14 protein-coding genes and 2 tRNA genes are annotated in these 14,220 nt (G+C 51.2%); 13 read left to right on the top strand and 3 right to left on the bottom strand.

Features of this window, described 5'->3' with window-relative positions; translation table 11 throughout:
• Positions 1-15 precede the first annotated feature (15 nt).
• The 11 genes from IVG45_RS11160 to radC all read left to right on the top strand — a co-directional run bounded on the left by IVG45_RS11160 (position 16) and on the right by radC (position 8,801).
• Positions 16-255 carry a hypothetical protein gene (locus tag IVG45_RS11160; RefSeq protein WP_196437873.1) on the top strand — a complete coding sequence of 80 codons (240 nt, stop codon included), beginning with the start codon at positions 16-18 and terminating at the stop codon, positions 253-255.
• A gap of 103 nt (positions 256-358) precedes the next feature.
• Positions 359-589 carry an IS66 family insertion sequence element accessory protein TnpA gene (gene tnpA, locus IVG45_RS23000; protein WP_442923358.1) on the top strand — a complete coding sequence of 77 codons (231 nt, stop codon included), beginning with the start codon at positions 359-361 and terminating at the stop codon, positions 587-589.
• A gap of 398 nt (positions 590-987) precedes the next feature.
• Positions 988-2,112, top strand: coding sequence for a site-specific integrase (locus tag IVG45_RS11155; protein WP_196437872.1), 1,125 nt, complete (start codon positions 988-990; stop codon positions 2,110-2,112).
• Between the two features lie 40 nt (positions 2,113-2,152).
• On the top strand, positions 2,153-2,377 hold the full coding sequence (locus IVG45_RS11150) for a DUF6290 family protein (protein ID WP_196437871.1): 225 nt from the start codon (positions 2,153-2,155) through the stop codon (positions 2,375-2,377).
• Positions 2,361-2,627, top strand: a complete 267-nt coding sequence (locus tag IVG45_RS11145) for a type II toxin-antitoxin system RelE family toxin (protein ID WP_196437870.1) — start codon at positions 2,361-2,363, stop codon at positions 2,625-2,627. The genes IVG45_RS11150 and IVG45_RS11145 overlap by 17 nt, the downstream gene beginning before the upstream one ends.
• Positions 2,628-2,678: 51 nt before the next feature.
• Positions 2,679-3,323 (top strand): hypothetical protein, encoded by a 645-nt coding sequence (locus tag IVG45_RS11140; protein WP_196437869.1) that lies wholly within the window; start codon positions 2,679-2,681, stop codon positions 3,321-3,323.
• Positions 3,324-3,459: 136 nt separating this feature from the next.
• A complete protein-coding gene (locus IVG45_RS11135) occupies positions 3,460-3,735 on the top strand; it encodes a hypothetical protein (protein WP_196437868.1) in 276 nt (91 codons plus the stop codon).
• The gene (locus IVG45_RS11130; RefSeq protein WP_196437867.1) at positions 3,732-4,274 is read left to right on the top strand and encodes a S24 family peptidase; all 543 of its coding nucleotides are present in this window, start codon (positions 3,732-3,734) and stop codon (positions 4,272-4,274) included. Before IVG45_RS11135 ends, IVG45_RS11130 begins: the two co-directional genes overlap by 4 nt.
• A gap of 85 nt (positions 4,275-4,359) precedes the next feature.
• Complete coding sequence (locus IVG45_RS11125; RefSeq protein ID WP_196437866.1) at positions 4,360-5,292, top strand: toprim domain-containing protein; 933 nt, start codon at positions 4,360-4,362, stop codon at positions 5,290-5,292.
• Positions 5,289-7,352, top strand: a complete 2,064-nt coding sequence (locus tag IVG45_RS11120; protein WP_196437865.1) for a cell wall-binding protein — start codon at positions 5,289-5,291, stop codon at positions 7,350-7,352. Before IVG45_RS11125 ends, IVG45_RS11120 begins: the two co-directional genes overlap by 4 nt.
• Positions 7,353-8,279: 927 nt before the next feature.
• Positions 8,280-8,801, top strand: coding sequence for a RadC family protein (radC, locus tag IVG45_RS11115; RefSeq protein WP_196437864.1), 522 nt, complete (start codon positions 8,280-8,282; stop codon positions 8,799-8,801).
• 151 nt (positions 8,802-8,952) lie between these two features.
• Here radC and IVG45_RS11110 read toward each other — a convergent pair.
• From IVG45_RS11110 to IVG45_RS11100, 3 genes are all read right to left on the bottom strand, one after another.
• Positions 8,953-9,029: transfer RNA gene (locus tag IVG45_RS11110), tRNA-Arg, on the bottom strand.
• Positions 9,030-9,462: 433 nt separating this feature from the next.
• Positions 9,463-10,077: a hypothetical protein gene (locus IVG45_RS11105; protein WP_196437863.1), complete on the bottom strand. Its 615-nt coding sequence runs from the start codon at positions 10,075-10,077 to the stop codon at positions 9,463-9,465.
• Positions 10,074-11,831: a VWA domain-containing protein gene (locus IVG45_RS11100; RefSeq protein ID WP_196437862.1), complete on the bottom strand. Its 1,758-nt coding sequence runs from the start codon at positions 11,829-11,831 to the stop codon at positions 10,074-10,076. Before IVG45_RS11100 ends, IVG45_RS11105 begins: the two co-directional genes overlap by 4 nt.
• A 130-nt stretch (positions 11,832-11,961) precedes the next feature.
• Here IVG45_RS11100 and IVG45_RS11095 point away from each other — a divergent pair, with 130 nt between their 5' ends.
• Together IVG45_RS11095 and IVG45_RS11090 are read left to right on the top strand one after the other, a co-directional pair.
• Complete coding sequence (locus IVG45_RS11095) at positions 11,962-13,134, top strand: phosphoglycerate kinase (protein WP_196437861.1); 1,173 nt, start codon at positions 11,962-11,964, stop codon at positions 13,132-13,134.
• A gap of 189 nt (positions 13,135-13,323) precedes the next feature.
• A tRNA-Met gene (locus IVG45_RS11090) sits at positions 13,324-13,400 on the top strand.
• Positions 13,401-14,220: the final 820 nt, after the last annotated feature.

Below are 14,220 nucleotides of genomic sequence, written 5' to 3'. Positions count from 1 at the left end.
GCCTGGAGATTGAATATGAAAAAATTGGTATCAATTCGCGCGCTAATGGCTAGGGTTAACCGTAAACTGGCTAAGGAATCAAAAAAATTATTGAAGTACAAGCCGCGACTCGAGAGCGGCGACGGTGTTATCGAGTACGCGATTATCGATTTAAAGACGGATTCCATCATCAACTATCACATGGCGAGCGAGATACAGGACTTTGCTAGGGGACTCGGCTGCTTGGCTTGTTTGGAAGAGGTTTCTTTCGAGTAGCGAAAAAGTTGCCTTTCAGCCACATTAAGCCGGGTAACACCGGCTTTTTAGTAAGCGCTCGGCCATAAACCACCTATGAAAAGGATTTCGCCAGCGGCATCCTGTGATTTTTTCATCAGGCATAGGTAAGACCATAACATCGACATGGTCTCATCCTATTGATGCGTGGCAACGCAGCGGTTTATTGCAAGCCGAGTATTGCAAGCAACAGCAAATCAATGTCCGCCGTTTCACGCCGAGGCTGATTCGTACCGAACCGGTCCGATTACGCTTGTCGCTTAGGGATGAATGGCGTTTGGCTGTGTCGGCGGCTCTTACATCAGGACAGTTTTGACTGGCCCAAGGCCGATAAAAAAAGGCTTCGGTTTTTGCCAATCCACTTTGCTTATATGGCGTCCCGGAGACGATTCGAACGTCAGACCTGCCCCTTAGGAGGGCGATATTTATAAAAAGCGTCGGCAAGTCTCGACAAATAACAACAATATAAAACAATAACTTATGATGTTTTTATTGTTGCCTGTTATCGAGATTAAACGAGGTTTTTTATAGTTTAGTGGATCATCAGTGGATCATTTTGGGTGATCAATCTATAATCCAAAACCACAAACAAAACGGGCCTGGCTGATGCTGCGAACATCAACCAAGCCCTGACCGATTCACTTAACACGCTGGGTTAAGCAATGGCTGAAAGCATCATATCAAATTGCCGGTTGCTATCCCAAGGGGGCGACAATGGCAACCATCACTAAACGCCTATCCGATGAAGGCGAAACTTCCTACTTTGTTCGGGTGCGGCTTAAAGGCTACCCACTACAAACCGCAACCTTTAAGCGACTGACCGACGCCAAAAAATGGGCAGCGTCAACGGAAAGCGCCATTAGAGAAGGACGACACTTCAAAACCACCGAGGCCAAAAAGCACACGTTCGCCGACGCTATCGACCGCTACCTAAGCGACGTGCTACCCGTCAAATTTACCAGCAAGGAACAACGCAACCGGCGGCCTATCCTGGCATGGTGGCGGGATGAGCTCGGGGCGCATGTCATGGCCGACCTTGAAAGCCCGCTATTTGCACAATCACGGGACAAGCTGGTAAAGAAAACCAACAAAAGCGGGAAGCCTTTTTCTGCCGACTCGGTAAAAAAATACTTCGGCGTTATTCAGAATGTTTTGAAGTATGCCGTTAATGAATGGCATTGGCTGGAACAAAGCCCGCTAAGGGATCGACGCGTAGAAATGCCCGAGCTACCACCGGGTCGGGTGCGTTATCTGGACGACCAAGAACGTGAGCATTTGGCGGCGGCCTGTAAGGAATCGGCAAACCCATTGCTTTATCCGGCCTTTATTCTAGCGTTATCGACCGGCATGAGACAGGGCGAACTCATGAACTTGTATTGGAGAGTGCCAACCAACCCACCGACCGAAACCGCGTGGGGCGTGGTCCACCTGGATCAAGCCGCGATTGTCTTGCATAGCACCAAAAACGGCGAACGGCGGCGGGTGCCGTTGGTGGGCGTGGCGCTGCAAGTCATGCGTGAATTGTCCAAAGTGCGGCGGCTTGATACGGCGCTGGTTTTTCCGTCCGCTGATCCAGATTGCCCGGATAAGCCTATCGAACTAAAAAAGGCATGGGCCACCGCGCTAAAGCGGGCCGAGGTTATCGATTTTCGGTGGCATGACATACGCCATACGACCGCAAGCTATTTGGCGATGAACGGCGCAAGCCTGGCAGAAATCGCGGAAATTCTCGGGCATAAAACCTTGCAAATGGTGCGGCGCTATTCGCACCTATCGGACAGCCATGTAAGCAACGTGCTTGCCAGCATGAACGCCAAAATATTAGGCAGCAGCCTTTAACCGTCCGCCTATTTCATCAATCACCACACGAGATCAAACCATGATGACCTTAGAACTCGACGACGAAACCGCCGGCGTATTGAACGAGCTGGCAACGCAGCAACACCTAAGCCCGGCGCAACTGGTTAAAACGGCCTTGCTTGAATATCTGGAAGATTGCCAAGACGCAAAACGCGCCGAGGTTGCCTATCAAAGCTACCTGGACGGCGGCAAGGTTTCCCATAGCCTTGATGACGTGGTGAAAGCCTTTGGCCTGGACAGTTAAGTTATCCGACGACGCCAAGCGCGACCTGCAAAAGCTGGATAAGCCCATGCAAAAGCGCATCGTTTCCTTCCTGCAAGAGCGGTTACAGTCCGCCGACAACCCGCGCAACACGGGCAAAGCTTTACAAGGCAATCTGTCCGGCCTATGGCGTTACCGTGTGGGCGACTATCGGCTTTTGTGTAAGATCGAAGATGACGAGCTGATTGTATTGGTTATCGAGATCGGCCACCGGCGGGAGGTTTATCGATGAACGTTAGCATTTTCAGCGGTGCGTGATGGGGTCATTACCTGAGAGCTTTTTATGATCCGATTACCAGGCAAAGAGTTTGAAGACTGGGCTTTTGATGATGATGGTATACCTTATCAAATCCCATACATCCCACCTATAGAGATGCCTGTTCCAGAATACGAGCCTGAAGACAGGCAAATATTGCGCATTAAGGCCGAATCTGGCCGGTTGCCTGACTTTTTAACCCTAGATGAAATTGCTTTCTTGCTTGGATACAAACGTCGAGCGTTCAATAAATTCATTCAAAACGAACCGTTAGAAATTGAATATCTTGAAACGCCAATTGAAGAAGATGACGGCAGAATTTTTATTCATAAAACGTCTGGCACAACGAGGGAGAAATTCAAAGCCTACCGACAAAGTATCAATCAATGGCCTGTGACTGGTTTGCTGGCTAATTGGTGGACCGATGACAAACACAACGATGAGGGCCGCAGGGATCAACAAATTAGGATTATTTGCGAAACCGCGCGGGCGATTGGTTATGAGGATTTATTAAATATTCCAGAGGGCGGAAGGGCCGCAATAAAAACCAATTGTTCAAGTAGTGATCCGCATCTATTTTCCAAAGACGCATTCAAAAGAGCATGGACTGAGGCAAATAAACGGGGCCTTATCCGCATTGAAAACAAAGAAAAATTCGTTTCAAAACAATAGGCGGCAAAGGGTGCAGTAAAAATGCACCCGTGCACCGTCTTTACTGCACCCTGTCCCGTTATTTTCTAATCAACCCCGAGTCACGGCGGCAAGCCTTGGCGAAACTTGTTTAATCCAGACAAATTAAGGGATGAATATGACACCACAAAACCAAACCAGCACCGCCACGGCAACCCCGGCGGCCAGTCAAACCGACGCTAAGCAAACAGCCTGGCTTTATTCTACCGTCCAGCAATTCAGCAAAAAGCACCCGGCCTTTCCGGTTGGAACCCTTCGCCACCAGATTTTTAACGAAGAAACCAACGGCCTTAAAAAATCCGGGGCGATTGTTCGCAATGGTAGGCGGGTGCTGATCCGCGAAGATCGTTACTTTGCGTGGCTCGAATCCCAAAACGCGGGGGCGCAAGCATGAGCGATAAATTTCAAACCATTTTGGCCGGCGATACCTTTGCCCCGCGATTGCCGACCGGCTCCCGGTTATTATTCCAACGTGGCCGGCAGGCAAAGCCCGGCGATATTGTGGCCGTGAGCTATACCGACGACATAAACGATTTTTGCATCGAACCGTACCGCGAAGGCGTGGCTTATTTTGCAGTAGCAACCCGCGCGGCATTGCCCAAGCGGAAGCATGAAACGCCAAAAAATGGCGGCGGCGAGGTTTCCGACTTATCCGACCTGGCGGCGGTCGATTTTGACGACGACACGAGCACGGCAGCAACGGAACTAATTTACTCGGTGAGTGACTTGATTCGAACCGCAGGCGATGTGCTGCTTGAGATAGAGACACTCAAAACCACCGTTGGCTTTATTCCTGAATCCCTGGAAGAAGCGGAGCCTTTCGCCGAAACCTTGAAACTAATCGCCTCGACAGGATTTGTCGAGGCTAAATGTTACAAGCTAATCAACGCGGTTACAGCAGAAGCCGAGCGCAACCTTAGAGCCCGAGACTAACCAGAACACGGGCAAGCCCCACCTCGAAAAACAAAAAAGCCGCAAAGCGGCCACGGGGAAGGCTTGCCCGTAAAAAAGGAAAATCATGCAAACACACGAAATTATAGACGCATTCAAAGCCGCCATGCTTGAGAACGGCATAGAGCCGCCCCCGCGAATCATTGCCGATGGCGTTTTACACCGCTTTCATATTGTCGGGCATAAATCCGGCAGTTTGAACGGGGCTTATAAATTGCACCTGGAAGGCGCAAAGCCGGCGGGTTACTTCGAAGATTTTAAGGCCGGGACAAAGGCCACCTGGAAAGCCGACGCACCGGCCAAACCGCTAACCAACGAAGAACGCCAAGCGCACGAACGGCGCAAGCTGCAAACCGAAGCCGACCGAGCCGCGAAACATGAACGGGCGGTGGAAGTGGCGCGGCGCTTGTGGGATCAAGCCAAACCCATCGACACCGGCGAGCAACACCCCTACCTGATCCGCAAGCAAGTAAACCCGCACGGGCTGCGGCTGTTGCCAGTCTGGCAAAAACGCATCAAGGACGATGCCGGCCAATGGCAAAGCCTGACCGTTAAAAATGTGCTGCTGGTGCCGTTGGTCGATATAAAAAACCGGCTTTGGAACCTTCAGGCCATTTTTTCCGACAAGGTGCCGGCGCTGGGTGATCGAGACAAGGATTTTTTAAGCGGCGGTAAGTTGGGCGGGCTGTTTCATTGCATCGGCCAGCCAACCCCCGAACGCATTATCTGTGAAGGCTGGGCCACCGGCGCGACAATGTACGAAGCGACCGGCTACCAAACCTTTTGCGCGATGAGTGCCGGCAATCTGCGAGGGGTGGCCGAATTGATACGCAAACACCGACCCGACGCCAAGCTGATTATTTGCGCCGATAACGACCAAACCCCAGGCAATCCCGGCGTGAAATATGCCACCGAAGCGGCGCGGGCCGTGGGCGGTCTGTTGTGCGTTTCGCCCGTGGGTGATTTTAACGACTTCGCCACTGGCAAGGCGGCGCTATGACCGACCAGAAAAAGCCACCCGATAACCCGGTTTTATCCGTGGTCAAGACCGCAAAGCCGGTTAATGCCAAGGGCGAACCGGATAAATGGGCCGACCGTCGAACTGGCGATTTTATGATTCACGATGGCCGCGTTTGGTTTATGCGTAAGGGCCGCGACAGCAAGAAGGCCGGCGACGATCAAGCCCCGCAATTTAACGAAATCCCGACCGCCTTAACCGATAACTTTATTGCCTTGGTAGCCGAGCAAACCATACTCGATGACGGCGCAAAAACCGAAGCCGCGTTTCTGATCGAGGGCAAGCAACGCCATGGCGGACCATTGCCGGCGCTGACCATCCCGGCCACCCAATACCAAGCCATGCAATGGCCGTTAAAGCATTGGGGAGCGCGGGCGATTGTCGAGGCCGACCAGGCCACCCCGCGACGGCTGGCGAATGCCATTCTGAAGCTATCCGGCGAAATCCCGATAACCACGGTCTTTCAGCACACCGGCTGGCGGCGCATCGATGGCGAATGGCATTACCTGACGGGATCGGGCGCGATCCATGCCGGCGGCCTGAATGAATCGATCAAGGTTGAATTGGGGGAAGGTCATATTTCTAAATACTTTCTCCCCCCACCCCCTGACCAACCACGCCAGTTCGCCGGGGCTTTGCTCAACCTGTTATCGATAGCGCCGAATAACCGAGCGGTGGGCGTGGCGCTGTTCGCCGGCGTGGCGCGGGCGGTGCTGGGTGAGGTGCTGCCGATAGACTTTAGCTTGTTTCTGGCGGGCCGGTCCGGTTCGCAAAAGTCGGAATGCGCGGCGGCGGCGCTGGCCTGTTTCGGCCAATTCGACGCGCGGAGCTTCCCGGCCAACTTCACCGACACCGAAGCAGACCTGGAACACAAAGCCCACCAAGCGAAAGACGCGGCGTTTTCTGTGGACGACTTCGCCCCCAGCGTCAACAATCAAGAGGCCAACCGACTGCACACCAAGGCCGAACGGCTGTTTCGATCCGTGGGTAACCAGGCCGGGCGCGGGCGGCGGAATGCGGACATGACCGGCAAGGCGGCCTACTTTCCGCGCGGGCTGCTAATTGCCACCGGGGAAGATTTGCCGCGCGGGGCTTCGCTGCTGGGCCGGTTGTTGGTTGCGGAAATGAAACGGGGCGACGTGGATCTTTCAACCCTGACCCGGTTGCAAAATTACGCGCGGGCCGGTCACCTGGCGGCGGCGATGGCGGGCTTTATTCAATGGCTTGCCCCCCGCATCGACGACTTGAAAAAATCTTTCCCGGTCAAAGTGCGCGACTTGCGCGACGATCATCTAAAAGAGTTTTCCGGCGCACACACCCGAGCGCCAGACCTGTACGCCAGCCTTTATTCGGCGGCTGATTTGCTGCTGGATTACCTGGAGGAAATTGGGGTGGTGAACTCTATCCGCGTGGTTGAGCTGGCGGACAGTATCGACGAAGCACTAAAAGCGGCGATGCGACTACAAAGCCAGTACCAACACCAAAGCGACGAGGTAGAAAGGTTTATTGCGCTGTTGCGTGGCTGTTTTTCTACGGGTGAAGTTCACGTTAAAAGCCACCTAGACCAAGGGCCGCCCGATGAAAAGGAATTTGCTTTCGGCTGGCGGGAATCAATTGAGGAAGTGGCGATACCGATAACCAACCAATCCGACCAGGCCAATCAAGGGAAGGAGGAACCGAAAAAACAAATCATTAAAACCTTAGTGCCGCGCGGCTGCCCGATTGGCTGGATTAACGAGATAAAAACCGAAATCTGGTTGGAGGCGGAGCCAACCTTTAAAGCGGTGCAAAAATTCGCCAATAGCCAGAACGAGCCCATCATTATTAACCGGGCGACGCTTTGGAAGCGACTTTTAGAGCGCGGCATATTGGAGGCGAACGAAACCGACAGCAAAACCGGCGCAATTCGACCAGACCCAAAGCGCACAGTTGCCGGGCGAAATGTCCGCGTGCTGGTGACGAGCTCCAACTTAATTACCGGCTGCGATGACGACTGGCAGACCGAGCACGATTTTAAAAACCGCTTCAAATCGGACACCTAACCCGAAGCGATCCACTACCCAAACCACCGGCCTTGTGCCGGTTTTTTTGTGCCGGATGGCCGGCGGTTTTTGCTGCAAAGGCCGGTGGCGAAACAAAAGTTTTAAGGGGGTATATGTTTTATTTCTTGGGGAGTTTGGGGAGCAATGTCTGTAAGGTAGATGTATCAAGGCTTACAGCGTTTTTCGGTTTGGGGAATCCTTGGGGAGTTGCTGGGGAGTTTGGGAAAATAATTGGGGAGCGATGACCTGGCGGTGATTTGCTCCCCAAGCAACTCCCCAGCAACTCCCCAAGAAAAAAAGCGCCTCGACAGGCTACAGGCCACGGCGGGCGCGGTTTTCAGACAACTCCCCAAAATCCCCAGCCCTGGAGATATACCCCCCCCCTATACTTTGTGTTTAGTAACAAATCAGGCGGCTAACTGCACTTGATACGGGGTCCGAATTACCCTCGATGCGAAACCCTAGTAAGGACCCGTAAGCCTGGCGCTGTTGGCTGTTGTTCGCTTTGTTGTTGCCCAGGCCGAACAAAACCCGCGAGCCGGTCAAACTGTTTCAATGGGCGCGGGAGCATGGCCGGCGCTGCCGAGAGCAAGAACCGTCGAGGGCGGGTTTACTTTCTGCCGGCCAAGGTTGGGCGATAAAGCGCGATCATTGACGCCAAGCCGACAACCCGAGACAATGACCAAGCCCGCAAAATAGCGGGCCGGGATTGAGACCCCGACAGAACAGAGCATTAAAGCCGCCCTTGTTGCGGCGCGTCCATAGGTTGGCGCGGCTTTGCCGTGCTGGTTCGTTATGGCGTGGTTATTTGGGCAGCCTTACGGCTGGCCGCCCCTGTTCGCGGTAGTCTCAACCCACTTAGCCACGCCACCCAGCGATTGAGACCAAAGGGCGGCGCTTGATTCAATCAGAACAGGAGCGGACTCCATGCCAACACCAACCACCAACACCCCGGCCAAACTGCCTTATTTTGTCGCCGACAAATCGGGCAAATATCGGGCGCGAATTCCATTAACCGAAGATCAAATCATCAAGGCCGCAAAAATTCTGCTCAATAAGCGGATTTATAAAGGCGATGCGCTAACAAGCCCCGATATTGTCCGGGCTTGGTTGCAAGCCAACTATCGAGATGTAGAGCATGAGGTTTTTATCTGTCTGTTTTTAGACAATCAGCACCGGGTGATAAAAACAGAAGTGCTATTTCGGGGAACGATAGACGGCGCTTCAGTTTATCCGCGCGAAGTCGTCAAGCGTGCGCTACAACTCAACGCGGCGGCGGTCATGTTTGCCCACAATCACCCAAGCGGAATAACTGACCCCAGCCAAGCCGATAAACAAATAACCGCAAAGCTAAAAGAGGCATTAGGTTTGATGGATATTCGAACGTTAGACCATTTCATCATCGGTAGCGGTGAAGCATATTCGTTCGCTGAACATGGCTTAATCTGATCAACCGAAACGCAATAAAAAAGCCGGTGGTCTTGATTGGATTACCGGCTTTTTTATGCTGTTTGTCGGAATGATTTATTTTTCAGTGGATCATAAGTGGATCATTGAGCTTTTATAGAAGCCTTAAAATTCACTAACTCATTGATTTTAATGGCGTCCCGGAGACGATTCGAACGTCCGACCTGCCCCTTAGGAGGGGGCTGCTCTATCCTGCTGAGCTACCGGGACTTGACCGATAAGATTTTAACACATGTCGGAAGTCAACATGGCGTTCAACAGTAACTCGACTTGCAGTTGTCAGATGCACGCCTCGTTGCCGGAGTTTATGTCTATCAAAGTGTGATTGGGTAGAGCTCGGAGTATTCGGCGCTGTTTGAGTTTTTTGAATGTCTTTCGAGAATTGAAAATCCATCGAGACCACAGGGCCTGCCGTTGATTGTCCCAATCATGGATTGGGTAACTTGAAGTTTCAACTTTTTCTAGGCATTGGTAATTTATGGCAATAAATTTACCCAATCCCCAAAAACTGTCGCTCGGTATCGGCAATGGGTACAAACTTTCTCAAAAAACTAGAATGTCAGACACCGCGTATCTCTTGGTCTTTAGGCATGACATGGGGGATTTAAACCTCAAGAGGGCGGGAAACTTCAGTTGTGATTTCTTATTGCTGCGCCAGTTGTTTAATGCTGCGTTCAGTATCCTGAAAAATTTGCATCATTTTTTTGCTGCTATTTTCCAACTCCAACGCGGTTTGATTGCCGCTGAACACCCTGGTGTATTCGGAGGTTATTTCATCGATGGTTTGCATGGCGGTATCCAGCTGACGTACCAGCTGCTGATTAACACGTTCCAGTCCAGTGGAATTTCCGGCTTCCGGCGATGTGGATGTTTTTCCCGACGCCATATGCGCTAGCAGGCGACAATAAGGCTCGGATAAGTCTCCGATACCCTGATCAATTTCGCTCAACAGGTTCATGTCGCGTTGCAAAAATAGCTGAATTACTTTCTGAAATAGCGCCCGCTCGGAATCGGTGATTTCCTGTAACGTGGCATCAATGGTCTTGCGGTCAATGCCGCAGGTATCTGAAAGCAACTTATCCAGCGGCAGATTTTTGAATAAGGCCTGTTCCTCTAATTTAGAAATAAAGCTGTCGATGGCTTTGATTTCCTTGTTACGCTTGCTTCGTGAAATGAAAAATAGCGCTACTCCCAATAATGTCAGCAATGCCAAGGCTTCCGCCATTATGATAATTAACGCGGAATCCACTGCCATCATGCCAATCTCTCCAAAATTTGTTGTTGTTTTTTTGCGTTGAATTTTTTGAACATCTTATAAACCATAAAGCCAATGCCGCAAAGCAGCAGATTAACTGCTATCACAATAGCAATGGTTATCCCCCAATGGTTCGAGGCTAAAGCGTTATCTGCTTGCGCATGTTCCTGATCAGGCTCAATTTTTGGGTCAGCTAAAGCTTGGTTTGGCGGTGTTGCCGCGGTAACGGGTTCGGTTGGCGTGAATAAACTATCGTCAATCAATAGCGGTGCCAATGTGGGAGTCATTGTTTTTCCATCCAGGGTTTTAGCGGTGACGTTAAAGTTGACCTGTATGGTCTCGCCGGCAGGTAGACTGTCCAATGTCAAACGCCATTCGCCGTCTTTTTCCTCGACCATATGCGATTGGGGTTCCTTGCCCGCTTGATGTATTTGAGCATTGATAAGCAACGATGCGCTATCCAGGGCATGGGTATCTGGCAGAAATTTAAGAGTCACTTGTCGATTGGGTTTGTCGACCAGTTTTTCCAGTTCGACGAAAGTTGATACGACATCAATGTCTCTGACAATTTCGCGTTTAAAAGTTTTACCATCGGCAACGATAGCCAGATTGTGCTTGCCTACGCCTAGTTTGCTCAGATTGTGAAGAAAAAATCCGGGCTCGCTACTGATGGGTTCTATTACGACGGGCTCTTGATGATCGACGGACAGCGAAATCGTCACCAAGCCCAGAAAGTCATCCCGCGTGATCAATTGGTTCTGCTCGGTAAAATGCAGTTTCAATGGCAATGTGTCCTTCTCGCCGATGAAATTGGCCAGTTCTGCCAGTTGCAATTGCAGATCGGTCAGTATCATGACCTGATTATCGGGGTCGATGGCGGCGTCTATCCGCCATTCACCTACCATGGGTTGTTTAATCGTAATCAAGTCATACCCGGCGCCTTCTAGCCAGGATAGCATCTTCAAGTCACTATTCTTGCTAATCTTTTGTTGATCCGGCGTGATCAATTGCGTGCGTGATGCCCCTGTTTGTTTAAAGACCAATACTGAAAATTCCTGGATACTGCTGTCGATGTTGAATTGATTATTGCTCAATGGCAGAGTGTCCCTAGGCGCGACTTTTTGTGCCATTTTCAAAAACAGGTGTTGCAACTGTTCGGCGGATTCAGCGGTTTCAGTCCAGCCGCCGCTGTCGAAAGCCAGCTTATCCAGCAGTTCCTTATCCGCCTGTCCGGACAGCGCAATGGTTTGTACCTTGATATTTTGCTGGCGTAAGCGGGGAATCCATTCAGTCAGGATGCGTTCCCTGGAGTCTGCGCTAACCATAATGTCCTTGGAAATATCCACCATGCCGTCGGTTAACAGAATTAAATTTTTATTGCCGTTACCGGTAAAGCCGTTTTGCATGACGGTCTGAATAGCTTCTTCAATATGCGTGTAAATCCCGCGCGAATGGATGGTTTTACTGGCTAACATGGCCTGCTTGCGCCATTCGGAGTTCACCGAATCACTCTGTATCAGCTGAGTCGTTTTCTCGGCAAATAGCCACAAGCTCGCGTGGGTGTTATCCGGTAACAGGTTAATGAGTAGTTGGGTCGCGTCCACTCGCAAATTTTGCGGATCGTTTTGCTTCATGCTGCCCGAAACATCGATTAATACCTGGATTTCGTCGAGCTCATCCGGGCTCGGCTCGGCACGGCTAGCGCAGCTGATCAATAACAGCATGCTGATAAAAAAAACAAGGCTCGACTGACTCATAAGCGCGATGTAAAGTTTTGTCCAATTGGCTCAACTATAGCCCAACAGTCAGGCAGCGCCATTGTTTAAATGAGGTTTGCCGGCTCATTCGTCTTATAATGACCCTATTTTTTCACCCAGAGGAGAATTTATGTCTATAAATAAAATGGTCGACCTGGATCTGGCCGGCAAACGCGTATTGATTCGCCAAGATTTGAACGTACCGGTTAAAGACGGCAAAGTCACCAGTGATTTACGTATTCAAGCCAGTGTGCCGACCGTGGAAGCAGCACTGGCCGGAGGCGCGGCGGTGATTTTGATGTCTCACCTGGGCCGTCCAACCGAAGGCGAATATGACGAAGCCTCCAGCTTGAAACCGGTGGCCGAGCGTTTCACCCAATTACTGGGCCAACCCGTGCGTCTGGTCAAGGACTGGCTGGATGGTGTTGAAGTCAAACGCGGCGAAGTCGTGTTGTGCGAGAACGTTCGTTTCAACAAGGGTGAAAAGAAAAATAGTGCCGAACTGGGCCAAAAAATGGCGGAGCTGTGTGACATTTTCGTGATGGATGCTTTCGGTACCGCCCATCGCGCCGAAGCCTCGACCCATGCGGTCGCCGAACATGCCGCCGTCGCTTGCGCCGGTCCTTTGCTGGCAGCCGAATTGGATGCACTGGGCAAAGCACTGGAAACACCGGCCCGCCCATTGGTCGCCATCGTTGGCGGCTCCAAAGTTTCCACCAAATTGACTGTATTGGAATCCCTGTCCGGCAAAGTCGATCAACTGATAGTCGGTGGCGGCATCGCCAATACCTTTATCGCCGCGGCCGGTTACTCCGTCGGCAAATCCTTGTACGAAGCCGATTTGCTGGATGAAGCCAAACGGCTGATGGCCTCCGCCAAACAACGCGGCGCGGAAATTCCGGTGCCGGTTGACGTGGTTTGTGCCAAGGAATTTTCCGAAAGCGCGGCCGCGACCGTTAAAAACGTCGCCGACGTGGAAGCCGACGATCTAATTCTGGACATCGGACCCGAAACCGCCAAGCAATATGCGGAGATACTGAAAACCGCCGGCACCATCGTCTGGAACGGTCCGGTTGGCGTATTTGAAATCGATCAGTTCGGCGAAGGCACCAAAGCCATGTCCATGGCGATCGCCGAAAGCCCGGCGTTTTCCATTGCGGGCGGCGGCGATACCTTAGCGGCCATCGACAAATACGGCATCGCCGACAAAGTCTCCTACACCTCGACCGGTGGCGGCGCGTTCCTGGAATTCTTGGAAGGTAAGGAACTGCCCGCAGTCGCCATTTTACAGGCGCGCAGTTAATTCCAAGAAAAGACGGCGGCGGATAATCAAGGCAAATTGCGTTCATAAATAAATTTACCCGATGCGTATTCGCCGCGCCAGTCAGCACTAAGCGTACTGTTTTTCAAACAACGCTAAAAGCGCTGGGTAACAATAAAAGCCAATATCATTTGCAGTAACGAAAAAAAGCTGTATAATACAAAAATCAATCGCGGGGTGGAGCAGCTTGGTAGCTCGTCGGGCTCATAACCCGAAGGTCGTAGGTTCAAATCCTGCCCCCGCTACCAGACAAATCAAAGGCTTAGGTTTAACGACCTAGGCCTTTTTTGTTGCCTGTTGCTTTCTGGTAAGCAAATAGTAAGCGGATTTAAGGAATAAAGATCAAGACATCATGCCGCCGCTTTGCGCCTGGTTCTGATTCGACATCAATGTTTTTTGTTATGGTGCTGGGATTTCTTTCTTGGTTAAGCTGTTGATTTATAAGTCAGTCTGTATTAGCTACAGGTTGTTGCTTTGGAGGTTCTGGTAATGAGGGTGCGGAAATTGCCTCCCATTTTGCTGGCATTTCTTTATCGCCAGAGGGGGGCGAATCGGCACTCTTCCACTCATCAGGAATATGCCTAATCGTGGCACTTCCAGACCATGCGTACCCAAACGCCTCGGCAACTCTTTTGCTACAAACAACTGATCACCATTAGCATCAGTAACTACGCGGATTGAGCCACTTTCAAACTGGATTGGTATTAACTGGTTCACTGCGCCCCCCCGGTGACAGCAGTATCACTGACGCTTTGCCTCGGCATCCGCTTTCGCTTACAGGCTGATAACTGCAAACGGATTATTCGACCTCGCGCAGGCTGTTTGACTGTCGCACCATCGAAGTGCAAAAAATGTAGGAATTGTTTCATTTATGTGCGCGGTTGTAGGATTGCCGATCTGGGTTCCGGCGGGCCTATGATCCGAGATCAATCCTTAAAATCACTAAGCCATTATTTAAAAATAACTTTTTTATGATTGTTTGAACGTATCAATAAGCTGGCATCGCTATTGCTTTAGCTTAAATAACGCTCCAATGTTGGAGCTGATTTTCTAAAACGCTCACAGTTG

The organism is Methylomonas sp. LL1 (genome assembly GCF_015711015.1).
Lineage (GTDB): Bacteria > Pseudomonadota > Gammaproteobacteria > Methylococcales > Methylomonadaceae > Methylomonas.
Note: the sequence above shows the minus strand (reverse complement) of the source record. Positions and strands in the feature narration are given on the sequence as shown.